This is a genomic window from Nostoc sp., from assembly GCF_036916655.1.
Taxonomy (GTDB): domain Bacteria; phylum Cyanobacteriota; class Cyanobacteriia; order Cyanobacteriales; family Nostocaceae; genus Nostoc.
The window spans coordinates 364,992-391,769 of the sequence record NZ_JBALFY010000064.1 but is presented as its reverse complement, the minus strand read 5'-3'; the positions used below and the strand labels follow the sequence as shown (position 1 = coordinate 391,769).

At 41.1% G+C, this 26,778-nt stretch carries 20 protein-coding genes; 7 read left to right on the top strand and 13 right to left on the bottom strand.

Translation table 11 applies throughout. From position 1 onward, the window contains the following. Positions 1–188: 188 nt before the first annotated feature. Both V7L31_RS16890 and V7L31_RS16885 read right to left on the bottom strand, forming a co-directional pair. The gene (locus V7L31_RS16890) at positions 189–944 is read right to left on the bottom strand and encodes a class I SAM-dependent methyltransferase (RefSeq protein WP_334697304.1); all 756 of its coding nucleotides are present in this window, start codon (positions 942–944) and stop codon (positions 189–191) included. A 546-nt stretch (positions 945–1,490) separates the two neighbouring features. Next, positions 1,491–2,282, bottom strand: a complete 792-nt coding sequence (locus tag V7L31_RS16885) for an ion transporter (RefSeq protein ID WP_334697303.1) — start codon at positions 2,280–2,282, stop codon at positions 1,491–1,493. Positions 2,283–2,370: 88 nt separating this feature from the next. Between V7L31_RS16885 and V7L31_RS16880 the strand changes: the two genes are divergently transcribed. After that, complete coding sequence (locus V7L31_RS16880; protein ID WP_334697307.1) at positions 2,371–2,796, top strand: nucleoside deaminase; 426 nt, start codon at positions 2,371–2,373, stop codon at positions 2,794–2,796. Between the two features lie 356 nt (positions 2,797–3,152). Here the strand turns inward: V7L31_RS16880 and V7L31_RS16875 are convergent, their stop codons facing one another. Together V7L31_RS16875 and V7L31_RS16870 are read right to left on the bottom strand one after the other, a co-directional pair. After that, positions 3,153–3,815 carry a response regulator transcription factor gene (locus V7L31_RS16875; RefSeq protein WP_334697302.1) on the bottom strand — a complete coding sequence of 221 codons (663 nt, stop codon included), beginning with the start codon at positions 3,813–3,815 and terminating at the stop codon, positions 3,153–3,155. Between the two features lie 4 nt (positions 3,816–3,819). Beyond that, a complete protein-coding gene (locus tag V7L31_RS16870; RefSeq protein ID WP_334697301.1) occupies positions 3,820–5,082 on the bottom strand; it encodes a sensor histidine kinase in 1,263 nt (420 codons plus the stop codon). A 493-nt stretch (positions 5,083–5,575) separates the two neighbouring features. On the opposite strand from V7L31_RS16870, the gene V7L31_RS16865 reads away from it, so the two are divergent. From V7L31_RS16865 to V7L31_RS16855, 3 genes are all read left to right on the top strand, one after another. Then, the gene (locus tag V7L31_RS16865; RefSeq protein WP_334697300.1) at positions 5,576–6,088 is read left to right on the top strand and encodes a Spy/CpxP family protein refolding chaperone; all 513 of its coding nucleotides are present in this window, start codon (positions 5,576–5,578) and stop codon (positions 6,086–6,088) included. A gap of 579 nt (positions 6,089–6,667) precedes the next feature. Next, entirely contained in the window at positions 6,668–7,477 is an 810-nt protein-coding gene (locus tag V7L31_RS16860; RefSeq protein WP_334697299.1) for a ScpA family protein, read from the top strand. 274 nt (positions 7,478–7,751) lie between these two features. After that, the gene (locus V7L31_RS16855) at positions 7,752–8,921 is read left to right on the top strand and encodes an NDP-sugar synthase (RefSeq protein ID WP_334697298.1); all 1,170 of its coding nucleotides are present in this window, start codon (positions 7,752–7,754) and stop codon (positions 8,919–8,921) included. 108 nt (positions 8,922–9,029) lie between these two features. Here V7L31_RS16855 and speA read toward each other — a convergent pair whose 3' ends face one another. Next, positions 9,030–11,048: a biosynthetic arginine decarboxylase gene (gene speA / locus V7L31_RS16850; protein ID WP_334697297.1), complete on the bottom strand. Its 2,019-nt coding sequence runs from the start codon at positions 11,046–11,048 to the stop codon at positions 9,030–9,032. Positions 11,049–11,454: 406 nt separating this feature from the next. Between speA and ndk the strand changes: the two genes are divergently transcribed. After that, entirely contained in the window at positions 11,455–11,904 is a 450-nt protein-coding gene (gene ndk / locus V7L31_RS16845) for a nucleoside-diphosphate kinase (protein WP_334697296.1), read from the top strand. A 75-nt stretch (positions 11,905–11,979) separates the two neighbouring features. Here ndk and V7L31_RS16840 read toward each other — a convergent pair whose 3' ends face one another. The 6 genes from V7L31_RS16840 to V7L31_RS16815 form a co-directional block, all read right to left on the bottom strand. Beyond that, positions 11,980–12,702 carry a TerC family protein gene (locus V7L31_RS16840; RefSeq protein WP_334697295.1) on the bottom strand — a complete coding sequence of 241 codons (723 nt, stop codon included), beginning with the start codon at positions 12,700–12,702 and terminating at the stop codon, positions 11,980–11,982. 400 nt (positions 12,703–13,102) lie between these two features. Then, on the bottom strand, positions 13,103–14,107 hold the full coding sequence (locus tag V7L31_RS16835; protein WP_334697294.1) for a methyltransferase domain-containing protein: 1,005 nt from the start codon (positions 14,105–14,107) through the stop codon (positions 13,103–13,105). Between the two features lie 88 nt (positions 14,108–14,195). Further along, a complete protein-coding gene (locus V7L31_RS16830; RefSeq protein ID WP_334697293.1) occupies positions 14,196–16,007 on the bottom strand; it encodes an ABC transporter ATP-binding protein in 1,812 nt (603 codons plus the stop codon). A 60-nt stretch (positions 16,008–16,067) separates the two neighbouring features. After that, positions 16,068–16,886: an ABC transporter ATP-binding protein gene (locus V7L31_RS16825; protein ID WP_334697292.1), complete on the bottom strand. Its 819-nt coding sequence runs from the start codon at positions 16,884–16,886 to the stop codon at positions 16,068–16,070. A gap of 83 nt (positions 16,887–16,969) precedes the next feature. Beyond that, complete coding sequence (locus V7L31_RS16820; RefSeq protein ID WP_334697291.1) at positions 16,970–18,010, bottom strand: FecCD family ABC transporter permease; 1,041 nt, start codon at positions 18,008–18,010, stop codon at positions 16,970–16,972. After that, complete coding sequence (locus V7L31_RS16815; protein WP_334697290.1) at positions 18,007–19,038, bottom strand: FecCD family ABC transporter permease; 1,032 nt, start codon at positions 19,036–19,038, stop codon at positions 18,007–18,009. The genes V7L31_RS16820 and V7L31_RS16815 overlap by 4 nt, the downstream gene beginning before the upstream one ends. A gap of 447 nt (positions 19,039–19,485) precedes the next feature. Between V7L31_RS16815 and V7L31_RS16810 the strand changes: the two genes are divergently transcribed. Both V7L31_RS16810 and V7L31_RS16805 read left to right on the top strand, forming a co-directional pair. Further along, positions 19,486–21,591 carry an acylase gene (locus V7L31_RS16810; RefSeq protein WP_334697289.1) on the top strand — a complete coding sequence of 702 codons (2,106 nt, stop codon included), beginning with the start codon at positions 19,486–19,488 and terminating at the stop codon, positions 21,589–21,591. Between the two features lie 254 nt (positions 21,592–21,845). Then, entirely contained in the window at positions 21,846–22,277 is a 432-nt protein-coding gene (locus V7L31_RS16805; protein ID WP_334697288.1) for an EamA family transporter, read from the top strand. 146 nt (positions 22,278–22,423) lie between these two features. Here V7L31_RS16805 and V7L31_RS16800 read toward each other — a convergent pair whose 3' ends face one another. Together V7L31_RS16800 and V7L31_RS16795 are read right to left on the bottom strand one after the other, a co-directional pair. After that, entirely contained in the window at positions 22,424–23,392 is a 969-nt protein-coding gene (locus tag V7L31_RS16800; RefSeq protein ID WP_334697287.1) for an ABC transporter substrate-binding protein, read from the bottom strand. A 223-nt stretch (positions 23,393–23,615) separates the two neighbouring features. Continuing rightward, positions 23,616–26,402, bottom strand: a complete 2,787-nt coding sequence (locus V7L31_RS16795) for a TonB-dependent siderophore receptor (RefSeq protein ID WP_334697286.1) — start codon at positions 26,400–26,402, stop codon at positions 23,616–23,618. Between the last annotated feature and the right edge of the window lie 376 nt (positions 26,403–26,778).

Genomic DNA, 26,778 nt, shown 5'->3' with positions numbered 1-26,778 from the left:
ACAAATGCTCTCAATGCAGTAACTAAAAAAGACATTATTGGCTGGTTCACTCACTGCTGTTACTATATTGCACCCAACTGAGAACCGCTATATAAAAGAACGCTGGAAGCGGGGCGTGCAAAGAGGAAAACCCAAGCGATCGCATGAACTAACCACCGCTCACACTAAATTTAGGATTATAATGAGCTTTATTTATAAATGCATAATAATCTTGAGGCATCAAAGTTATCATCGCGATAGAGGCATTCAAACTTATTGAAACCTTGTTTTTGAGATATCTCATATAAAGTTTGTTGCGTTTCTGGAAAATCACATGAAGAAATATGATTTTCAATCATTGAATAGTCTTGCGCTGTGAGGGTAGAGCAATATTTCGCTAAATTATCTCGGTATCGTGTAAGATAGGTTTCTCGATCTTCTTCTTCTCTACGAAAAACATCAATCAGAATAAAAACACCACCAGATTTAAGAAGGTGTTTCAGTTGACTAATAAAATCTTCTTTTTGCTCAAGTTGAAAGTGATGAAGAGCAAAAGAAATGAGAATAACATCATACTTATCCTCCTGAATGTGAGGGGTAATCAATTCAGAATCTAATTGAGAAAAATCCCCTTGGATAAAGGTTGATTCGCATGGAATTGTGCCCATATTTTCTTTAGCAATTTCTAATGCTTGCGTGGAAAGGTCTACACCTTTATAAGCAGCAATATTGGTGTTTAATAAAGCTTGAGCAGTAAAGCTGGCATCGCCACACCCAAGGTCAAGCATTTTAAAGGCTTGTGGAAAGTAATTAACTAAGAAGTTGTGCAAGATGTTGTAAATATCACGATGTTTCATGAAATTTTCATTGAGTAACTTCTGATAAACTTTCCATTGTTCGTTGAATAACTCTTGAGGGCGCAAGGATTCCTCATCAGTCGTTTGGAGTTGTCTGTTTCCTGACATTTTGCTTATTTCCTTAATATGACAGTTTTGTGAAATCAAGGTTGATGCTGGTTAGTTATTTCTGGAGTTTAGACTAAAATCTTAGACTTTGGACAAAAATATCTGTTCACGAGCAAGTTTTTGGACAGCGAAATTAGCATAACTTAACAAAATGTGAGTGAAATGCGGCGTTGCATATTTGCAGTGAGTAAATTGAAGCATTAAGAGGATGTTTGAAAAGTGTTGGGCGAATAGAATGATGCCTCCGGCACGCCAAGGGCGAACTCTAATACACAAACCAAGTCCACCTGCGTGGACTAATATAAAATCAAGGGTTTTGACTGTGTAGCTGCGATTTCTAATCGCTGAGGCAAGTCAGAAATTAGACTTTCAAACAACCTCTAAGAGTACTCCAAGTAAAAAAATGCCTAATTGTCATTGCGAACGCTTCGCTCTCTACGAGACGCACTCGTATTCGCAATGACGGGTTTTGGATCGTTTATTTTTTGGAACACTCTAAGAGAATCTCTATATGAAACCCGATCAAATTTGGAGTGCGATCGCATCTCAATCAACCCTGCGACTAGGTAACTTAGTCCCGCATCTTTTACAAAACCCAGCATCTAGATCGTGGAAAGTCAAACCACAACCTGTACAAACTGTTTCTACCTGATTAGCAGTTTTCACGACTCGCTTAATTAAATCTCCCACTTGCCAAGGAATCAGCGCAATTCCTGTAAAAATCATCAATACTGTTAGCAAGCGTCCTACTTCAGAGATTGGAATCACATCGCCAAATCCGACAGTTGTCATCGTGACAACTGAGAAATAAAAGGCGTCCAAAAAAGTACCGTAATTTTGAGGATTAACTGGATGTTCGACTTGATAAATTAAACCAGAGTAAATAAAAACAATTGCAAATAATGTAAATAATATTCGCGTAAAAATCATACCATCTTCGGTGCTGATACTGGCGAATAAAAACTTTCTATCAATAAATCTAATTAATCGTAAAATCCGAAACCATCTTAGTAGGCGGATAAAACTAATATCCACCATTCCGAGAAAAAATGGTAAAATCGCCAATAAGTCAATAATCGAATAAAAGCTAAGAATATACTTAATTTTGTTTTCTGCACTCCAAAGACGGAGTGAATATTCCACCGCGAAGATGATGACGATCGCAATATCAGCGACATTTAATTGGAACCGCAGATCATCAGGAATATTATATGTTTCTACCACAAAAATTCCTGATGATATTAGCACCAAAGAGGCAAGTGTTAAATTAATTACTTTACCAATTGGAGTTTCTAGGTCTTTTAAGTAAAACTCTGTTTCTTGTCTGCTCAGTAACATATTCGACCATTAATACATCTTAATTCCCAGTTATAGCATTAGAAATACGATATTATTAATCATTATCCTTATGTTAACTCCAGCTTATATGAACCCAGAATATTTTATGCGTTTAGCTTTGGCAGAAGCAAAAGAAGGCGATGCGCCTTACGGTGCTGTGATTGTTAAAGATAACGAAGTCGTAGCTGTAGCTCATAATACTGTGAGCAGAGACAACGATCCATCAGCCCATGCAGAAATTAACGCCATTCGTAGTTTAACAGCTAAACTTAAAAACCCCTCTTTAGAAGGTTATAGCATATATACAACTGGTGAACCTTGTCCGATGTGTGCAACGGCTTGTGTTTGGAGCGGTTTATCAGAAATTGTATATGGTGCTTCAATTGCAGATTTAATAAGTGTAAATCAATCACAAATTAATATATCTTCTGAAGAGGTAATATCCAAGTCATTTAGGAATATCAAAGTCACAAAAGGCGTTTTAAAAAATGAATGCTTGGAGTTATTTAAATAAGCTATAAAAAGCTAACTTGCATTAACAATTAGAATATGATGTAGTGTTACGGCTTCTGTGACGTACTGAAACCCCCAAAATGACGCTGTACTTTTAGCGTTAACATCTATAGCTAATATATTATATAAGGGAACTCCAAGAAATAAATTATCCAATATTGTGGGGTGGGTATCTTGCCTGCCACGTAGTCTGAGCGGGCGAGATGCCCACCCCACAAGACTTAATTGAATATTTTTTTATTTGGAAGTCCTTAACAATTCTATTTTTTTATCAAAAATCAAATAGAATAGAATTGTTATAGAAGTTAAAATTACGAATTACGAATTACGAATTACGAATTACGAATTACGAATTATTTAATTTGGCTCATTCAAATAAGATAAATATGTATTTGCCCAAATCGCAGCTTGGGTGCGATCGCGCAAATTCAATCTGTTTAAAATATTTGTCACATGATTTTTCACCGTCCCTTCAGAAATGTAAAGTTCCTGAGCAATTTCTCGGTTACTAGCACCTGTTGCAATTAACTGCAAAACCTCTTTTTCTCTAGGAGTAAGTTCAGTTAAACTAGATGGTACAGGCGGGGACTGGATTAGTGCAGGGTGAGAAAATTGAGTTAACAGCTTTTTGACTATACCTGGGCCTAAGTGAGTATATCCTTTATGAACAGCACGAATAGCAACAGCTAATTCTTCTGATGGTGTATCTTTCAATAAATAACCCATTGCTCCATGTTTCAAAGCTGCTGACACATATTCATCATCATCAAAAGTTGTCAGTACTAAAATCTTAGTTGTGGGAAAACGTTTTTGAATCTCTTGCGTAGCTGCAACTCCATCCATAATTGGCATTCTGATATCTAGTAAGATGACATCTGGCTGAAATTTCGCAACCAAATCAATCGCCTGTTCACCATTTTCTGCTTCTCCAACTATCTCTAAATCTGGTTCTAGTTCCAATAACGCTCTCAATCCTTGACGAATTAAACTTTGGTCATCTACCAACAACACTTTAATCATTATGTCAACCCCTTGCTAATGGAATATTAACTGTAATTTTACAACCAGAACCAAGAGCGCTATTAATATTAAATTTACCTCCAATTGCTAGAGTGCGATCGCGCATACTATGAAGTCCAAAACCAGTAGTATTTTGCCCTAAGTCAAAACCTTTACCATTATCCTGAATTATCAATCGCAAATTGCCTTTTGTCGTCGTGAGTTCCAATTTAACCTCCGTTGCATCAGCATATTTAGATATATTTGTCAAAGATTCTTGAGTAATCCGGTAAATAGTGGTATTGATTTCAGGTGGTAGAGAATATTCCAGGTTAATTTGGTAAATTGGTAAAATTCCGTTTGAGCGATAAAAGTTTTCTGAAAGACTAGCGATCGCGCGTTCTAAAGATTGTTCTTGTAAAGGATCAGAACGCATAGTAGAAACAGATTGACGGACATCTTTTAACGCTTTTGAACCTAATTCTTTCGCGGTTGCAAGAAATGTTTCAGCCTTACCTGGGTTAGATTGCCATAGTTTTAAAGCAGTTTCTAATTGTAGATTTAAAGCAGTTAGAGAATGTCCTAATGAATCATGAATTTCACGAGCAATTCGGTTACGTTCTTCTAAAGTAGCTTGATTCTCAATTCGCGTTGCATATTGACGGAGCTTTTCATTAGCGATCGCCAACTTTTCTCGACTATGCCGTTCAGATAATACTGCGTTCATCATTAACAAAACAAAAACCAAGCTTAAGCCAAATACCAAAGACGAATTTAAAATCAAAAATCGATATCGTTCTTGTGCCTGTGGTGATGCTTGAAAATTGAATAACTGGTATTTGAGTTGTGTCGTCAAAAGAAATAAGCTAAATGATAAAATTGTAACGAATAAACGCCCAGGCAACTGAAAAATTAGACAACTGCGAGTAACTAAAATTATGTATAGAAAGGGAAAAAGCCGAGCAAACCTTTCACCAAAAAGTCCAGTTGTTAAAATCAATAAAATTTCAACAGTTATGTAGATGACTTTATTTATCTGGTTACTCCTGGGTAATCTTAAGCCCATTAATGCAAAAATAATCAGACTATAAATTGATAATTCTGGTAATATGCTACAAACTGACAATTCGGGAAATACACCACAAATTGATAGTTCTGGAGGCTTAGGACGAAATTGCCGTAATGCAGGTGGTATAACTGCTGTCAATGCAGTGATCGCTAATAGTGTCCACTCCAGATAAAGCAGAGACGGAAAAGGATGTTTATTAATTTGAATTTGACGATTCATTAATCGCTTCACTCCAGTTATCAATGAGTTAATAGTTAATAGTTTTAAATGCAATTTTAGCAGCAGTTTCCGGCGTTTTAAATTTTCGCTGACCGAGTAATTAAGACTAAAGGCAGGATATCAAAATATTACGTAATAATCTCAAACAAGATTTATCACAATTCTAAATCATTTGGTAAATCATTCCAAACTATTAACTTACTGAAAACGAAAAGGATACAAGCTCATAAATAAATTTAGGGGGATCATTAATTTTGAATTTTGAATTTTGAATTTGGAGCGTACCCCTGCGGGAAAGCAAGCTACGCGCAGCGTCTCGGAGAGAAGCGACGTAACCACTCCCCACTCCTAACTATTTATTGTCAATCATATTTGTCAAAATTCAATCATGACTAAAGTCATGGGTATAACCATGACTTTCTCCTCATGTAACTACTAAAGATAAGTTCTTATGATAGTGGCATCCAACCAGGAAAAACCCACGAGATAAATAATGAAACTCAAAGTATTATCGCTAGTTGCTGGAGCGATCGCCTTAACTTTAACTGCAACCTCCTTTGCTGTTCACGCCCAAACAGCATCTCCTTCAACCATCTTACTTGCACAAACTCCCCAAAAAGAAAGGGGCCCTTGGAAAGACTTAGGTCTAACAGATGCCCAAAAAACTCAAATTCAAACAATTCGCCGTGATAGCCGCACTAAAATTGAAGCAGTTTTCACCCCAGAGCAAAAAGCAAAATTAGAGGCGGCGAAACAAGCACGTCGAGCTGAGTGGGAAGCACGTAAGGCTCAGGGGCAAACAGGTCAAGGTCAACGGCAACCAGGACAGCATCATGGTCGCAAAAAAGGTGATTTTGCTGACTTAAATCTGAGTGAAATACAGAAAAACCAAATCAAACAAATCCGCGAGTCTGAAAAACAACAGATTCAAGCAGTTTTCACCCCTGAACAACTGCAAAAAATACAGCAATTCCGTCAAAATCATCAACAAAGAAATCCTGGATAATACCCAATCTTTGAAAAAGTATTTAATAAGTCCGAGGTGGGCAACACTGCTCATCTCACCCCACAATAGATTTCCATAGTCAAAAATTAATAGGCTTCTTGCAGAAGATGCGGAAAGGGGATGAAGTTTTTCTCCTTTCCCTTTCCCTATTTATTGAAAATAATAGATCGCAAAGATCCGAGAAATCGCTGTCAAGACTGATCGTTGTAAAGATGGCGATTTATCGGGTCTCTTGTCTTAACTGAACAATATTGAATGGCACTAAGAAAACCGAAAGGCTTGTGTCACCTCGTTCCCAGTCTTCAGACTGGGAATGTATTTCCAGAGGGCTGCTGCCTCTGGTCAGTTCAAGGGCTGTGTCTTAACTTAGTGCCATTCCGAACAGTATTATCTCCATCTACCCCAGATTTAGGTAGCTTATGTTGCTCACCCCACAAGAAAATGGGGGATGTTTTTTTATTGACTGGAAGTCAAAAGTTGCACAATCCGATCTCACAATTCACAATGGTGATTGATTATAAATTTTAGAATATACTGCCACCAGGCAATTCCTGTCATTAATTAACTTAGAACCTGTTGATGGAAGCTTCCGAGCTATTAGAAACAATCACATTCTTGATTTACCAAGCCGAGCAGGGGGAAATTGATCCTTGGGATGTCCAAGTGATTGAGGTGATTGACCGCTACTTAGAACTGATGGCACCAGGGGCAATAACAAGAGGCTACGAAGCGGACTTATCTCAATCTGGACAGGCTTTTTTATCAGCATCAATGCTGGTATTATTCAAAGCCAACACCTTGATGCAGTTGTCAACTATAGGAGATGCACAAGATGGTGTAGAAAATGATGCCCTATTAGAAGGTGAAGACGATGTATCACATCAGGGTCATCGTCTACCATTAGAACGGCAATTGCGTCGTCGTCCAGCGGCAATGCCGCCACCAAAGCGGCGGGTGACTCTGCAAGAGTTAATTGAGCAATTGCAGATTATGGCTAACCAACTGAAACTGGTAGAGAAAGTCAGTAAACCTATCCGTCCCAGGCGTCAGCCTAGCGTCCAAAGTATGCGGGACGCGCTGGAGTTAGCTCACCAGGAGAATTTGACAGAAGTCGCTGGGGAACTAGAGCAGGTGTTGAGATTGTCAGCAAGAGACCTAAGTTTAGAACAAAATTGGTTGAATTTAGAAGAACTTGTAGAATTGTGGACTCAGACAAAGCTTCTCAAGCAAAATGGGTCTGGACATGAGTCTAAACAAAGTCAACTAGTTGGTGTTTTCTGGGCGCTACTACTACTCTCGGCTCAATCGAAAGTAGAGCTATTTCAAGAGGAGTTTTACGATGAGATTAAAATTCGCTTACTTAAACCCCTTGAATACCCAATGAACTAAGAAAGCTAAAACCTGGATTTCTCACAAGTGAGAAATCCGGGTAAAAGTAGCCAGGCATCCCTACAGATAATTTACAGATTTTTGATTCAGCCCCAAAATCCGAGTAAATTGAAAGGATAAGCGATCGCTTGTCATCTACGTATAACGATGGTTGCAATAACCACTAAATTACTGTTATCCCTGTTTTGAGGGATGACTTAGAGCAGAAATAAAAACGATGATTAAGTATCACTCGATGAAAGTAAACTGGCTTGTGGTTGAGGAATAAATTTTTATGAAAGCGATGATTCTGGCAGCTGGTAAGGGTACTCGCGTGCGTCCGATTACGTACACTATGCCCAAACCGATGATGCCCATCCTGCAAAAGCCAGTGATGGAGTTCTTGCTGGAACTGTTACGCCATCATGGATTTGACCAGATTTTGGTCAATGTTAGTCATTTGGCTGAGGAAATTGAAAACTATTTCCGTGACGGTCAGCGGTTTGGCGTGGAGATTGCCTATTCCTTTGAAGGGAAAATTGATGACGATGGTAAACTAGTGGGCGAAGCCATAGGTTCAGCTGGAGGGATGCGACGCATCCAAGATTTCTCACCCTTCTTTGATGATACCTTTGTGGTATTGTGCGGTGATGCTTTGATTGATTTGGATTTAACTGCGGCTGTTAAATGGCATAAAGAGAAAGGGGCGATCGCTACTATTATTACGAAATCTGTCCCCAAAGATGAAGTTTCTAGCTATGGTGTGGTTGTAACTGACGAAGAAGGCCGAGTCAAAGCTTTCCAAGAAAAACCTTCAACTGAAGAAGCCCTTAGCACCAACATCAACACAGGTATTTATATCTTTGAGCCAGAAGTTTTTAACTATATACCCTCTGGTGTCGAATATGACATTGGTAGCCAATTGTTTCCCAATTTGGTAGAAATCAAAGCACCCTTCTACGCCATCCCTATGGACTTTGAATGGGTAGATATTGGTAAAGTCCCAGACTATTGGCGGGCGATTCGCGGTGTGCTGCTGGGTGAAATAAAAAATGTGCAAATTCCCGGTCATGAAGTCGCCCCTGGCATCTATACTGGCTTAAATGTCGCCGTAAATTGGGACAAGGTAGATATCACCGGCCCCGTTTACATTGGCGGGATGACGAGAATCGAAGACGGAGCTAAAATCGTCGGGCCAGCGATGATTGGCCCCAATTGTTGGATATGCAGTGGTGCAACAGTAGAAAACAGCGTGATTTTTGAATGGTCGCGCCTGGGCCCCGGAGTCCGTTTAGTCGATAAGCTAGTATTTGGACGTTATTGCGTAGATAAAACTGGCGCTGCGATCGATGTTCAAGCCGCTGCTTTAGACTGGCTAATTACCGATGCCCGTCAAACAGTACCATCACATACCCCTCTTGAGCGGCAAGCGATAGAGGAATTGTTGGGGACAAATGTAAATTAGGGAATGGGTATTGGGGATTGGGTATTGGATATTGGGAAAAACTTTCCTATCTAGTTCCCATTCTTTACTCTCTCTTAGTCCCCAATCCCCAGTCCCCAGTCCCAGTCCCTAACTATTTAAGTACGTATATCTCCTAAGACTCTGCTCGTATGTTTGCAGTAGTCGCTGAGATTCTGCTAGGGTGATACGTTTTTCTTCTAATGCTTTCTCACAACGCTGGCGAATGTTTTCTACCATATCTTCGGAGTCATACTGCACATAGCTGACAACTTCGCTCATGGTGTCACCTTTGACGATGTGTTGAATCTGATAGCCTTTGGGCGTTAATTGGATGTGAACAGCGTTGGTGTCGCCAAACAGGTTGTGCAAATTGCCCATGATTTCTTGGTAGGCTCCATTCAAGAACATCCCCAGATAATAGGGTTCTCCGGGCTTGTGGGTGTGCAATTCTAAAACCGATTTGACATCGCGCAGGTCAATAAAGCGGTCGATTTTACCATCACTGTCGCAAGTGAGGTCTGCCAAAATTCCCCGCCGGATTGGTTCTTCATCTAAGCGGTGGATTGGCATGATCGGGAATAGCTGATCGATTGCCCAGCAGTCTGGTGCTGATTGAAACACTGACATATTAACGTAGTAGATGGAAGCCATGATTTTTTCTAGGTCTTCCAGTTCATCGGGTACGTATTCTTGCTGTCTAGTGATGGTAAGAATTTTCTGACAACAAGCCCAGTAGAGGCGTTCGGCCTTGGCTCGTTCTCTGAGGCGTAAAATTCCTAAGTTGAAACGGCTGATGGCTTCTTCTTTGAATTGTGCAGCGTCGTGGTACAACTCTTGGTAATTCTCTTGGTTGATGGATTGGTAGCTTTCCCAAAGATAATTAATAATTGGGGATTCTCCCTCTTGCGGAGGTTCTGGTGGGTCGAGGGGGACATCACTAGTACTAAGAACATCAAAAATCAGCACTGACTGATGAGAAGCGATCGCTCGTCCACTTTCGCTAATCAGTGTTGGTACGGGAATTTGCCGCTCGGCACAGGTATCTTTTAACTCTGCCACGATGTCATTGGCATAGTTCTGCATGTTGTAATTTTTCGATGCATAAAAGTTGGTTTGGGAGCCATCGTAATCTACACCCAAGCCACCACCAACATCCAGGTATTTCATATCCGCACCCAGCATGGACAATTCCACATAAATGCGGCTGGCTTCTTGGATGGCATCTTTAATCACATTGATAGCAGAGATTTGTGAGCCGATGTGAAAGTGCATCAACTGCAAAGAATCGAGCAGGTTAGCTTCTCGTAACTTGTCAACAGCCTCAATGACTTCAGGCATTGTCAAACCAAATTTAGCGCGATCGCCACTAGAGGCTCCCCAACGTCCCATACCTTGGGTACTGAGTTTAGCACGAACCCCCAAAATCGGCTTAATACCTAACTGGCGGTTGGCGTCAATTACCAAATCAACCTCTTCAATCTGTTCTAAGACGATGATTGGTGTTTGCCCTAGTCTTTGGGCTAACATTGCCGTTTCGATGTATTCTCGGTCTTTATAGCCGTTGCAAACGAGCAATGCTCCTGGTGTATCCAACACAGCTAAAGCAATCATTAATTCTGGCTTGGAACCGGCTTCTAAACCAAATTGATGAGGCTTGCCAAATTTCACCAAATCCTCAATCAAATGCCGTTCTTGATTGCACTTGACAGGAAACACGCCACGGTAGACACCAGGGTAATTGTAGCGGGCGATCGCTTTGGCAAAACAAGCGTTCAACCGCTCAATTCGGTCTTCCAAAATATCAGAAAAGCGAATCAACATGGGAAGTCCCAAGTTGCGCTGTTTCATGGCGTTGACCAATTCAAACAAGTCAAGAGATCCCCCGCGATCGCCCTTGGGTGCCACGGTAACGTGTCCAGCAGCGCTAATGGAAAAATAAGGTTGTCCCCATCCTTCAATGCGATACAAGGCTTCGCTATCTTCAATTTTCCAGGAGCGAGGTAAATCTCCTGTGGTAGTAGGACTAGGTGGTAACAGTTTTTTGTGCTTATGATTTTTCACTTCAAATTTCTGTCCATTGGCAGGTAGTACCACTTCGTCAGATGTAGCAGTTGACTCAACACCCATTTCTTCCTAACCTCTGTTTTTCACCCACGAGTTAACAATTTAGCGCATTCATCTAGGAACGTATATGCACCTAAAGATAATTTCTGAGATAAACTCTGATTGGTCAAGAGTCATTGGTCATTAGTCATTGGTCATTAGTCATTAGTGGAAAACTATTGGACTTAAGACAGAGGATGAAGAACAAATGACATAGACGCGCCAGCGGTGAAGCAGCGCGGTCTTCTCCCAAAGAGAGAGGCTAGCGCCTGCCGTAGGATGCCCGAAGGGCTGTAGGGGGTTTCCCCCATGAGCGACTGTTGTTAGCGCAGCATTAGCGAGGCACGAGCGTCACCCGAAGGGCTACCCGCAGGGTAGGACAAAGGACAATTGACTAGATAAAAACTTTATTAAGTTTTAGGAGATAGCTTTGGAACGTACATTTTTAGCAATTAAGCCTGATGGAGTACAGCGGAGATTAGTGGGGGAAATTATCCGTCGCTTTGAAACCAAAGGTTTTACTCTAGTTGGTTTAAAGTTCCTGAAAGTCAGTCGGGAATTGGCTGAACAACACTATGGGGTTCATCGGGAACGTCCCTTTTTTGGTAGTTTAGTCGAATTTATCACTTCTAGCCCAGTAGTGGCGCTGGTATGGGAAGGTGATGGCGTTATTGCATCTGCCAGAAAGATTATTGGTGCGACAAACCCCTTAACAGCAGAGCCGGGAACGATTCGCGGCGATTTTGGACTGAATATTGGTCGTAACTTAATCCACGGTTCTGATGCTCCAGAAACCGCCCAACAGGAAATCGCTCTATGGTTTAAGGATGAAGAGTTGGTAAGTTGGCAGCCACACTTAACGCCTTGGTTGCACGAGTAAAACATTAGGGGCTGGGGATTGGGGATTAGGAATTAGTTATTTCCCTCTGCCCCCTGCCCCCTGCCCCTGCTCTTTTTATTTAGAGACTTCGCTCTTTTCTGGTTCTACTTGGGGTAATTCAGTGCTAACACGCTTGGAAAATCCCCAGCCTAAAATTAAAAAGATGGCAGGAATCATGATCCATTCTGGTGGAACTAGAGCATCATTCACCACTTTCAACAACAAGCGCAAGCCCACCAAAGCTACAGTTACATAACCTGCATCTTCTAGGTTTTCAAATTCGTCTAGCCAACGGATAAACAATCCCGCCATGAAACGCAGCGCAATAATACCAATTGTTGCACCTGTCAGCACCAGCCATCTTTCTTGAGAAACTGCGATCGCAGTTGTCACGCTATCCAAAGAAAATGCCAAATCTGTAAATGCAATCACGGGTATAGCTTGCAACAATGAATTAAAACGCGGCTTGTGATGGCCATCGTCTTCACTTTGTTGTGAGCTAAAGTGCTGGAATACCAACCACAACAGGTAAGCAGCACCCAATAATTCAAATTGCCAGAATTGTTGTACCCAAGTAGCAGTTAAAATCAGGGTGATTCGTAGCACGTAGGCAACGACTAAACCAAAGTTGAGGGCCTTACGCTCAAGTTCTTTGTCTTCTAGCCCTTGAGCGATCGCAGCCAGAGCGATCGCATTATCGGCAGATAACACCGCCTCTAAAAATACCAGGATCAGCAGAACTATCGGGGCTTCAACGCTGAAATGAAAGTTGAGGTTATCAAAAATTTGGTCTAGCATTCCGGGTTTCTCAAGCAGAAAAAATTAAAATTTGACAAGAACAGAGATTTTCATATTAAAAAGCGCAATAAATTGCTACTCTAATTTAGCTTAACGTGGTTGTGGTGTATTTTGAAGAGGGTTGAATGTGTGCAATTTCAGTGCTGTTAGGACAATATTTGCATCATCTTATACGATTTAAGCTTCAGCGTTTGACTAAATGCGATCGCAACAGACTACTGTCAGTTTGCCATTAGGCACTGACAAATAAAAAAATATTCAATTAACTCTTGTGGGGTGGGCATCTTGCCCGCCAATAAACCAATACAGTTCAGAATGAGCAACAAAAACTTGTAGAGACGGCGATTTATTGCGTCATAAGCTGCCAATAGATGCGAGATATGCTTTGGTCATCATACCGCTACCTAACCAAGCTTGAGGGAGTTTGGCTGGTAGAGTTTCTATCGATCAATTCTGTACTCCCCTTCGCCCGCACAGCGCGGAACATTCCAAATCGGCACAGTCCTGTACCAAAAGCCAAACGCATCAGCAAAAACGTCGGCATCTCGCGCAGAGATTTAATGAAACTAGATAGACCAAAACGCACCAATCCCTGTGGTCTAATCACTCCTTGCCAGATAGAATCTAACCAAGAAGGAAGCGTTTGTTCCGTCCAGTCAGCCGTAATGACCTCCCCCTCGACTAAGGAAGTCGCTGCCAAAAGCTCTGAAAAGCCCTCAATGCTGGAAAAAGCTGGATGAGACCACTGATCGAGAAGTTGCTGCATTACTGGTTTTTCCCAGAAATTTAGAGGTTTTTGGCGATCATCTCTCTGATTCCAGTCAGCTACAACCAAGATCCCACCAGGCTTTAGCACCCGCATTAATTCTCTAGCAAAAACGGTTTTATCTGGCATGTGGGGGCCTGCTTCGATTGACCAGACCACATCAAAACTGGCATCTGGAAACGACAATGCCATCGCATCATCCACCGCAAACTGGACGTTTAGCCCTTTAGGGGTTAACTCTTGGGCACGCTTTACCTGCTGTGGACTGATGGTAATTCCTGTAACAGCAAACCCATAATCTCGCGCTAAAATCCGGCTACTGCCGCCAATACCACAGCCAACATCTAAGACGGTAGTACCAGGAGGTAATTTTTCTATTCCACCCCATTTAACCATTTCATGGACAAAATCAGATTTAGCAGCCAAAAAATCCTTTCGTTGTGGCGGCGAACCGTAGTGACCGAGGTGAATGTGTTCCCCCCAATAAAACTCTACGATGCCGTCAAGAGTCCATTGATCGTAGGAATTGGCGACTGTGGCTGAGGATTGATACTTGCGGGCAGTCAGGAGATAAGCCACAATTCCCATCACCAAAAACAGAAGAAAACCAATTACAAAATATAATAATAAATTTGACATTGTTTTGAACTCTCCTGTACGCCTACCGTAGATAGATTTTTTGCACGAATTTCGTAGCCATGAATTTTGTAGCAGGAACCCTTGATAATTATTTCATCCCTGACTGCACATTCCATAAGCCAGCATAAATCCCATTTTCATCCAACAATTCTTCATGTGTTCCCGACTCAACTAATTCTCCATATTCCATTACATAAATACAATCAGCATTGCGGATAGTAGAAAGACGATGAGCGATCGCAATTGTGGTTCGATTCACAGTAATCCGTTCTAGAGAACGCTGAATAGCAGCTTCAGTTTCATTATCCACCGCCGATGTAGCTTCATCTAAAATCAAAATTGGCGGATTCTTTAAAACAGCCCGTGCGATCGCAATTCTTTGGCGTTGTCCACCAGATAATTTTTGACCCCGTTCTCCAACTATTGTCTCATAACCTTGAGGTAGCCGCAGAATAAAATCATGAGCTTCGGCAATTTTCGCCGCTTCAATTATTTTTTCATCCGCAGCATTAAAAGTACCATAGGCGATATTTTCAGCAATCGTACCGTGAAATAAGAATACATCTTGGCTGACCAACCCAATACTACGACGCAAATCACCTAGATTTAACTTTTGAATATTAATACCATCCATTGCGATCGTCCCCGAAGAAATATCATACAATCGCAGTAATAATTTAACTAAAGTGCTTTTACCGGAACCTGTAGAACCAACAATAGCAATAGTTTTTCCGGCGGGTACATGTAAGGATAGTTTTTTAATTACTGGATCTCTATCTTGATAAGCAAAAGAAACTTTTTTAAATTCAATGTCACCACGTACTCGATCAACCGATAAAATTTCATCCCCAGCTCCAATATTGATGGGAGTATCTAATAAATTCATGATCCGCTTAATAGAAGCCATTGACCTTTGATAGTTGTCAAATATTCCACCTAATTCTACAAAAGGCCACAATAATCTTTGTACTAAAACGAGTAAAACACTATAACTACCAATAGATATTTTGCCAGTATATGTTGCCATACCTCCCCAAAATAGTAGGGCTGTAAACCCTATTAAAACTAACATTCTAATTAAAGGATTAAATGCAGCCGAAAGTTTAATTGCTTTAGTATTACTTTTTCTATATGCTTCGCTTTCTGCTGCCAATCTAGCACTTTCATAATCTTCGGCAGTAAAACTTTTAATTGTGGTAATACCACTGATATTATTTGCTAGCCGGGAGTTCAGAAAGCCGACTTTTTCCCGCACCTCATCATAACGATCTTCCAAAAGTTTTTGATAGGTAAAAGATCCCCAAACAATAAATGGTATTGGCAACAGTGCTACCAGGGTTATAGAAAAAGGTAAAATAAAAAAACTACCACCAATTAAAATGATAATTGAAGTAATTATATTGATAATTTGATTAGCTCCAAAATTCAACAAATCTTCTAGCTGATTGATATCATCATTCAAAATTGACATCAAACCGCCAGTGCTACTTTCTTCAAAGTAAGCTGAATCTAATTTTTGTACATGATTATAGGTATCCAAACGTAAGTCATACTGGATATTTTGAGCTAAATTACGCCAAAGTCTACTATATGCGTACTCAGAAATTGATTCTAGTATCCAAACAATGATAGTAATCAATGAAAGCAGTAAAAATTGCCAAAATACATCTTTCACACCCAACTTGGCAAATACAGAATTTTGCTGCTCTACGAGAATATCTACCGCAATACCAACTAACCACGGCGGTGCTAAGTCTAAAATTGTATTGATAATAGAACATAATGTTGCCTGCCAAATTTGTAGGTAATATTGACTGCCATAGTTGAGCAAGCGTTGTAAAGGAGAGGCGAGATTTCGACGATTTTTAGATCCTATGGGAGATTTTGATGTGATTGTCATGACTGTTTATTATTTGTACTGAGGTGATTAATAAAAGCAATATTTTCAGTAAAAATCGCATTAGGAATTTAAGGAAATTTGTTTGTCATTTACTTTTCCCTTTCGTCCTATTGGTACACACATCGGTGTCTCCATTACTGGGTCAGCAATAATCCGACACTCCAACCCAAAAACCTCTTGAACCATTTCTTGAGTCATCACTAGCTTTGGTTCTCCAGCAGCAAAAATTCGGCCATCTTTGACTGCAACTAAGTAATCAGCATAACGACACGCTTGATTTAAATCATGCAGCACCATGACGATTGTCCGTCCTTGATTTTGGTTCAACTCATACAACAAATCCAAAATCTCTATCTGGTGCGCCAAATCTAAAAAAGTAGTTGGTTCATCTAACAGTAAAATATCTGTATCTTGTGCCAACGCCATTGCAATCCAAGCTCTTTGTCGTTGTCCACCAGACAAAGTATCTAATGCTCTATCTGCCAATTTCAACAAATCTGTAATTTCTAGTGCCTGCTGCACTATTTTTTCATCTTTTGCCGACCACTGCTGCGACCAATTTTGATAAGGATAACGTCCTTGTGCTACCAAATCTTGCACAGTTAATCCTTCTGGTGCTACTGGCCCTTGAGGTAAAATACCTAACTGCTGTGCGACTTCTTTAGTTGAAAGATTAAAAATAGATGTTCCATCAAGATAGACTGTACCACCACGGGGTTTAAGCAATCTTGCCAAACCTCTTAACAACGTTGATTTACCACAACCATTAGCACCAACTAAACCACTAATTTGTCCAGTTGGGATTGCCAAATTTAGGTCACGGATAATCAGCGCACCATCATAAGCTAAAGATAGATTTTTGGTTGACAATCCTTTCATAAGTGAAACCATTTTAGATTTTGGATTTTGGATTTATGAAAATCTAATTTGTTAGTTGATAAAATATCCTTTTTCCCAGTCCCTTATTTTTTGCGGTTACGAATTAACAAATAAAGAAAATAAGGAGCGCCAATAGCAGCAGTTACAATGCCACAAGGAAGTTCGATTGGTGCAAATAGCGTTCTTCCTAGCAAGTCTGCTATCACAACAATCACTCCCCCCAAGAGTGCAGAAGTAGGAATCAAGCTTTCATGGGTTGCACCTACTAACTGTCGTCCTACATGAGGTGCGATTAATCCAATAAAACCAATATTACCGGCGGTGGCGACTCCTGCACCTGCTAAGGCTACACCCACCAGCACGAGTAAACCACGTTGCCATTCCACTCGACTACCTAAACTTTTGGCGACATCATCTCCTAAATTTAAAGCGTTCAAATGCCTTGCTAGTGTCAAAGCCATTGGGACAAAAACAATTAACCAAGGTAATAGAGAAAAGACTTGCTCCCAAGTCCGGTTGTAGACGCTTCCAGCTAACCAAACCAAAGCATTACTAACGTCAGAAATTTCGCCAAAGGTAATCATCAAGCTGGTTATGGCACTAGCGATCGCAGATAAACCAACACCCATTAAAATTAATAAAATCGGAGAACTACCGTTATTCCAAGCCAGCGAGTAAATTAAAATCGCCATTAGCAAAGCACCAGCAAAGGCTGACAGAGGTAAGGTATAAATCGGTGCTGAGGGAAATAGTACAATTACTATAACTGCTGCCAGACTCGCCCCAGCATTGATGCCGATAATACCTGGGTCAGCCAGTGGATTGCGTGTCAGTCCTTGGAAGATAGTGCCAGAAATTGCTAGCGCCACTCCCACCATAAAAGCTACAAGGGTGCGGGGTAGACGCAAATCCTGAATCACGAATAGATGGTCTGGGTTTCCTGTATTTAAACCCAATATAGTTTTCACGATATTTAAAGGCGAGATTGGATATTCACCCCGCCCTATATTCATCACCATCGCCACTACAATCGCTACTGCCAAACATAACAATACGACTGGTACACGTCGGTCAATGCGGAAAGATATCACCTGCGAACGAATGACTAGCCAATCAAAACTCATTTTTTCACCTTTGACTTAGCTAGGTAGACAAAAAAAGGAGCGCCAACTATTGATGTCATTACACCTACAGGTAATTCCTGTGGTTTGAGCAATACACGGGCAGCAATATCTGCAACCAAGAGTAAAATAGCACCCAGAACTGCACAATAAGGTAATATCCAACGATAATCGGCTTTAATATAAAATCTCACTATATGGGGAACGACTAAACCAATGAAGCCGATTGGCCCTGCAAGAGCAACGGCACTTCCTGCTAGTAAGACTACGCTGATAGCGGTAAATATTTTGATCAAAGCTGTCTGTTGACCCAAACCTTTAGCGACATCTTCACCTAAACTCATAGTGGTAATTTGTCTGCCAAGGGCAAAAGCTAACACTAATCCGATGCCAACGAAAGGTAGTAGTTGTAAGAATAAATTAAAATCTCGACCAGATAAGGAACCAGCTAACCAAAATCTCACCTCTTCAAGTGTTTGTTGACTGACAATGAGGATACCGGTGGTGAAGGAAGAAATCAGCGCAGTTAACGCCGCTCCTGCTACTGTCAGATTCAGTGGGGTGGCTCCTCCTCTTCCCAGAGAACCAAGGAGGTAAACTAACACTGCTGTTAGTCCCGCACCCAGAAATGCGACAAGGGCGTAAACACTTAAAGATGAGCTGCCAAAAACAAAAATTGCCACAACAACAAAGAGGGCGGCTCCCGACTCAATACCTAAAATACCTGGATCTGCTAAGGGGTTTCGCGTCAAACCCTGCATCAATGCTCCCGATACAGCAAGGGCTGAACCTACAAGGATAGCAATTAGCGATCGCGGTAATCTCACAGTCTGAATAACTAAGTGATCGTAGGAACCATCAAAGGCTATAAAAGATGTCAAAATCTTACCTAGAGGTATTTCTGCTGCACCTAGCGTCACACTGTACACCAAGCAAATTAGCAGCATACACAGTCCCACAACCAGACCAAATAAGGCTGACATTTGTGGCTTTTTCAATCCTCTCGGTGAGAGTGTAGTTACTTTTATCATGATCCTGCTATCACTTGAAAATATTACGCTCTACTGGTTAGTTGTTTTTTCGATGGGCACTCTCAATATTTAACAGCTTTTTAATCATCCAAATTGATAATCTTTCTTGATAAATATATAGATTACACGATCGTGTAGCCCTTTCTCCATTTTTTAAACGGAATAAAGGATGCCCTTACAGCCCCTTATAGCTTTGATATACTTTCTCAACAAAGTGGTATTGTTAGATCAACTTCTATTTTCAAGTAGATAGACCACACGGTAGGGGCACAGCAATGCTCATACGTGTCAAGTCACTTGTGTGCAAAGAGGAAACTAGGGAGGAAGCAAAGGAGCAAGGGACAAGAATTTTTCCCTCTGCCTCTTTCCAGTCCCCAGTCCCCAATCCCCACTCCCCAATCCCCAATCCCCAGCCTCCAGGCGTTACATCTGTAAATGGTGGTGTTCGTGAGAATTGATAGTTTAGTTAGAGTTTACAAACGAAAATCAATACGCGTTTTACCTTTAATACTCAGCTTGATATTGGTTTTGTTTGTCGGCAGCCGCACTATAGCTGTACCAACAAAATCCACAGAGATATTATGGGATACTTATGGTGTGCCGCATATTTACGGAAAAGATGACCAAAGTGCATTTTATGCCTTTGGTTGGGCCCAAATGCAAAGTCATGGAGATTTACTTTTGCGTCTCTATGGTCAAGCACGAGGACGCGCAGCTGAATATTGGGGAGAGAAATATCTAGATTCAGATCGTTGGGTACAGACTGCGGGAATACCAGAACGCGCTCGTCCTTGGTACAAGGCACAGAGTCCAACTTTTCGTAGTTATCTTGATGCTTTTGCTGCTGGGATCAATGCCTATGCAAAACAAAATCCTAAATTTATTGATGATGAAGTTGAGATGGTGCTACCAGTCAAGGCAGAAGATGTCATGGCTCACTTACATCGAGTACTCAACTTTACCTTTGTGGTTAATCCTGAGCAAGTATTAGGTCTGAGCAAAGAAAAGTTGCAAGCAGGATCTAATGGTTGGGCGATCGCACCAAGTCATTCTGCCAATGGTAATGCTATGTTACTAGCAAACCCACATCTACCTTGGTCAGATTTATTTTTGTGGTATGAGGCTCAAATCACCGCACCAGGTATTGATGCGTATGGGGCAACACTTGTAGGTATTCCCGTATTAGCGATCGCCTTTAACAACAACTTAGGTTGGACTCACACCGTTAATACTTATGATGGTTGGGATGTTTATGAACTCACACCAGCAGGTAATGGGTACAGGTTTGATGACAAAGTTCGTAACTTCCAGACGAAAACTCTTTCCCTAAAGGTGAAGCAAAAAGATGGTTCCTTGCAAGAGCAACCCTTAGTGGTGAAAAGTTCTGTCCACGGGCCTGTGGTAGTCGAGAAAAATGGAAAAATCCTGGCGCTGAGAGTTGCAGGTCTTGACCGACCAGGTGTACTCCAACAGTGGTGGGATATGGCACAGGCAAAAAACCTTGCCCAGTTTGAAAAGACACTCCAGCGCTTGCAATTGCCAATGTTTACGGTGATGTATGCGGATCGAGAAGGGCATATTATGCACCTATTCAACGGTCAAGTTCCAGTGCGCTCCTTTGGTGATTTTAAATATTGGCAAGGCATAATCCCAGGAAATACATCTAAAACCTTGTGGACAAAAATTCATCCTTACCAAGATTTACCGCGCATAGTTGACCCTAAAAGCGGCTGGTTGCAAAATACAAATGACCCACCCTGGACAACTACATTTCCCGCCGCCATTAAAGCAGATGATTACCCACCTTATATAGCACCTCGTTTCATGGATTTCCGTTCCCAACGTTCTGTAAGAATGCTGGCTGAGGATAACAAAATCTCTTTTGATCAAATGGTTGTAGACAAGCACTCTACCCGGATGGAACTGGCTGATCGGATTTTGGATGATTTAATTCCGGCTGCGCGCAAGTATGGTCAGGACTTGGGGCAAAAAGCCGCTAATGTTTTAGAAGCCTGGGATCGGCAAGCCAATGCAGATAGTCGTGGGGCAGTGTTATTTGCCTTTTGGGTACAACAGATGGACTTAGATAAAACCTTTAGTAAACCTTGGAATGAAAATTCTCCACGCACTACACCCAATGGTTTAGCTAATCCTGAAAGTGCAGTTGCAACTCTGCAAGCAGTAGCAGCAGAGGTAGAAAAGACTTATGGGGCGCTTGATGTCCCTTGGGGTAAGGTTTTTCGGCTACGATTGGGTAATGTGGATTTGCCTGCGAATGGTGGCGATGGCAACCTGGGAATTTTTCGTGCGCTCTATTTTGCTCCTGAAGCAAACGGTCAGTTCCAAGCCGTTGCAGGTGATTCCTATGTGGCTGCAATTGAATTTTCCAACCCTGTACGGGCAATGGCACTTACCAGTTATGGTAATGCAACTCAACCCGGCTCGCCGCACATTAGCGACCAGTTACAAATGTTAGCTAACAAAAAACTGCGTCCTGTGTGGCGCGATCGCTCAGATATTCTTGCTCATCTAGAAGAGCGTAAAATATTCTGAGGTCAATAGTCTGCTTTTAGGGTTTGGGATCGCAGTTTGTAACGAATAAATTACAGCGTTTTCATGTATTTGAACTACTCTTATCATAGAGGCGTAAGTTTATTTACCTGAAAATAGCTGTAATCTATTTCATTTGTAATCCTTCTTTTCTGTTCCCTATCTCAACGATTAATTTCACAACTTATTTAGGATTGCCATAACATGAGCCTAAATAACAAAATAACACTGCTTTGACTAGTGAACTAGGAGGCAAGATGGAAAGCAACAGCATAACGTGGTGGATATATGCATTACTTTCGGCTGGCTTTGCAGCATTGACAACTATCTTTGCCAAAATTGGGGTAGAAAATGTGAACTCTAATTTAGCAACAGCAATCAGAACTGTTGTTATCTTAGTAATTGCTTGGGGAATTGTATTGTTCCAAGGAAATGTAGTTAATATCTTAGCTATTTCTCAAAGAACGATGATTTTCTTATTGTTATCTGGAGTATCTACAGGCTTATCATGGATTTTTTACTTCCAAGCTTTACAAACAGGAAAAGCCTCTCTGGTTGCACCAATTGATAAATCAAGTTTGGTATTAGTTTTATTATTTTCGGTTATTTTTCTGGGAGAACCATTAAGCTTGAAGATAATATTAGGAAGTGCTTTAGTAGTTATAGGGACTTTAGTGTTAATCCTTTAAACTTTTATAAGCCCAAAACACTTGTAGAGACGGCGATTTATCGCGTCTTAAAAGTCCAGGCGTATTGACCTATAAATATTCTTAACCGAAACCTATGGCAGACAAATAGAATGTATTGGGGTATTAGTTTACTTACTCAGCACTCTTCATGGTGTATTGACTAAGTATTGAAATAAGTCATCAATTACAGCATCCGCAGCAATCAAGTTTGAACCGACCCAAGACAAACCATCTACAAAGTATATATGTCTTTGCTGAAATGCTTTGAGTCTTTTCCAAAGTGGTTTTTGTTGCATTTGTTCAAAATTTGCCTTATCGCTGTCATTAAAAGTTGTTACAAATAAAATATCAGCATCTAATTCTTCTAGCTTTTCCTCAGAAATATTCTTAGTTAACCCACTCGGCGTAATCACGTTTTGTGTCTTTGGGCGTTGCAATCCAACATCATTGAGAATGGAACCACTAAATGAGTTTTTGGCAGTACTCATTATATCCCAACCATAAATATGAATTACAGATATCGTTTTGTCTTTATATTGATTACCTAGCGCTATTTTTAGTTTTTCAATTCGTTGATAATAGTGATTCCATGCTTGTTCTGCAACCTCTTTTTTGCCTAATGCTTCGGCGACAAAATTAAAATGTTCGCGCCAAGATAATGAACCTTTCCATTTCCCTAATGCCGTAGGACTGATTTGAGAAAGGTGAGGATAAATTGCTTTAACATTTTCCCAACCTAGAATTAAATCAGGCTTAAGTCGCAATATACGTTCTAAATTAGGCTCATATTGAGTACCTATTTGCTGTATTCCCTCTGTCTTATTCTTTAAATAGTCTGGTAAATTATCTTGCCAACCATCAGAAGTGCTTCCTATTGGTTTAATACCTAAGACGAGTGTGCTACCCAAAGTGACTTGAGATATGGTGACAAGACGCTTTGGGTTTTTTGGAACACAGGTTTCCCCCATCGTGTGTTCTATCACACGACAGTCTTTCGCTGGTGGGGTAAGGCTTGTGGCATTGTGATAACTACTTCGATTACAACCTAACAAAAGTACAAATCCCACTATCCCCAAAAATAGTATGTAGGTGAGACGGCGTAACAACTTTTTCATGAAGACCTGACTTTTCCAAACCTCTAAGAAGCGGTTCTAGGCATTTTGAATGAAGTACCTGATTCAGAACTGAATGGCACTAAGTTAAGCTGAAGGGTAGGCAGCGTAAGGATTGCAGAGGGGAATTTCTAAATATCTGAACGTAATGCCTAAAATTTCTTCTTTCTCCCCCGCTCCTCTGCACCCCTGCTGTCTCAACGATTTTCGCTTAGTGCCATTCGATTCAGAACTCATAGGAAATCGTTGCCTGCACATTCACCGGCGCACCTGGATAAACGATGGTTCGTCTGGAAGCAGTTTCATAGTATTGCACATCAAAAAGATTATTGACGTTAATACCAAGTCTCCAGTTGTCTCGACGGTAAAACAAGGCAGCATCAGTACGGACATAACTGGGAACTTGGAAATTGCTGTTGGGAAAATCAGCTTGCTGTTCGCCTACAAAGACTAGCCCCAATCCAAAGCCTAATCCTTTGTAGTCACCACTTTGAATTTCGTAGGTTGTCCACAGGTTAGCTGCATTTTTGGGAACGTTCCGCAAAAAAGTACCCACTGGAATGCGATTATCTTCGGTGACTCGCGCATCGGTATAAGCATAGCCTGCAAGGATATTCCATCCAGGTAAGATTTCGCCCCCAATGGTGAATTCAACTCCTCGACTGCGCTGTTCACCGACTTGGATTGAGAAATTAATGGGATCGACAGGATCGGAGGTTAGCACGTTACTCTTAGTAATCTCAAAAGCAGCTAATGTGGCAGACACAGTATTAGTGATGTCTGCTTTAACGCCGACTTCGTATTGAGTACCTCGTTCAGGCTCAAAAACTGAGTTGGTTCGCGATCGCCCAATCACCGGATTAAACGATTGACTGTAGCTAGCATAGAGAGAAATCGGTTTAATTGGCTGATAGACAATGCCAACACGAGGACTGAACGCTTGATCTGCCTGAGAAAAAGTTTCAAAACTATCGTACTGTTTGGTGAAGTCAAATCGTCCACCAACTAGCAAGTGCAAATTGTCGGTAATGTCGATCTGATCTTGAATATAGATGCCCAGAGTATCTGTGAAATTTGTGCCATAGTTATCGATTTGGACATTTGGTCGAGTCACATTGTAATTTGGGTTGAAGATATCGATTGTCGGTAACAAAGCAGTACCAGACGTAAAATAGTTGGTAGAACGACCAAGCTCAAACCCAATTAATAACTGATGTCGAATGGAACCCGTGGTAAATTTCCCAGTTAGATCGGTCTGCATTCGATAATCCTGGTCGATGAAAAAATCATCTGCATAGAGTTTGTCAAGAAAGCGATCGTTGGTAAAGTCAGCTTCTACGTATGTATAGCCACCAGACTGTTTTGCACTATAGAAAGAAAAGCCATTGCGAAGCTGCCAGTTATCACTAAACTTATGTTCAAGTCGATAACTAGCCTGATATTGCTCCACCGTAACCTGATCCAGAGATGGATAGAACAAAGCTCGATTAATCGGCAATACCAGAGAACCATCACTGAGAGCTACTACACCATAATCAAGCGTTGGATTGTTGTATGTATAGGAAAAGTCCACCGTTAAGGTCGTGTTTTTGCCGATGTTCCATTGCAAGACAGGAGCTACAAAAAAGCGCTCCTCATTCACAAAGTCTCGAAAACTACCATTGTTTTGATAGGCTAAATTGAGCCGATACTTTAAACTGCCGTCATCAGTTAAAGGCCCTGACAAATCAAGCTCTGGACGGTAAAAGCTGAACTGCCCACCTGTGAACTTGACACTATAATAAGGCTCACTTAGAGGCTGCTTCGTCACGGTGTTGATTACGCCTCCGGGCTGCAATTGCCCCAACAAAACCGATGCTGGCCCGCGTAATACCTCAATGCGTTCTACATCTGCAAGATCCACATCCTTAGTTGCAGTGCTACCGCTACGAAACCCATTTCTGAGGTTAAAATCTTGTCTAAATCCACGAATGACAAAAGCTTGGCTTTGATTAGAAAACTGTGAGACACCCGGAGCGTTATTTCGTACTGCATCTTGCAGTCGATTCACATTCTGATCTCTAATCACTTGATTGGGAATGACTTGAATTGACTGGGGAATATCTCGCAAAGGGGTATCGGTTTTTGTCGCTGTCGTGGCATTTCGCACATTATAGCCATCCTGCTCACCCGTCACTACCAACTCAATCGGCTGATCTGGCGGGGCTGTTGGTTGCTCTTGTGGTGTTTCACTAGCAGGTTTTTCTTGAGTTTGTGGTGTTTGGGGTTGCTGCGGTGGTTGTGTCGCTATTGCCGCCGAAGTTATACCAAAAACCAGCCCAGCATCATCATCAAATAATTCAACCGTAGGCAAAGCTTTCTCACCTACCACAGTTACGCGGACAGTATTTGCATCAATATTTGTAACTGTTATCTCAGTAATTACCGCCGTAGGTTGCTCTGAACGAAATGTAAAAGCCTCACCCGACGGTAAGCGTAATTGTCCACCAGATACATCTGCAATAAAATTATTGCCCGTACTGCGATTTGTGACTTGCAGTCGAGTACCTTGAGTTGTCTCTAAAATTACTTCTACACCTCTGTTTGTGGCATTTGCTTTCACACTTGTGATTGCTACAACTTGCTCCCCACTTCTTGGTTCTGGATTCGAGGGATTGGTAGGTGTTGGTGTCTGTACCAGCATTTGGGCGCTAGTAGTGGGAAGTTCGATTTCGCTGATTTGACGAATATTTTTACTTGTTTTATCCGACTTTGCTCTTTGTAGTGAACTTGCTAGTTGAGATTTAAAGAGTCGGGATTTCTGCTTACTGGGAGCTAATACTGGAGATTTACTACTTGCAAATTTTTTCTCTGTAACTGCAACTTTCTCATCTAATGCAGATTCCCCTACCTTTTGGGTAGAAGATTTGCCTTGAATATCCTCTCGCACTTCCTCACCTTTAGCAGGAGTGTTTACGACAACAACAACCGCACCTGTTAGCAGCAGGCTTTGAAAAAATTTATCTAACTTCATTGATCCGCTTACACTCAATCACACTACTTGGTCGTACTCGAAGACTAACGACAATCTTTGAAAAGAATTGTCATTTAGGGTTAAGCTAGTTGAATCATATTATGAAGTGATGCAAGACACAAGCTAATTAAGAATCTTTTTTAATTAAGATGTATACTCAGCAGTAATTATCCTTATAACCAGACGTTTGCTTGATATATAGACAGAGATTGTACTAGTAGCTAAAACTACTTTTAAAGCAAGTATTTCCCAAAGCCAAAATAGCCTTATTAATTACGAATTTGCCCTAAATAGGACAATAATGATAGTTTTTGTAGCCTATGTAAAACTTAGATATTTGTGTTGAGATGAGATTTTAAAAAGATATTGCTCGTAA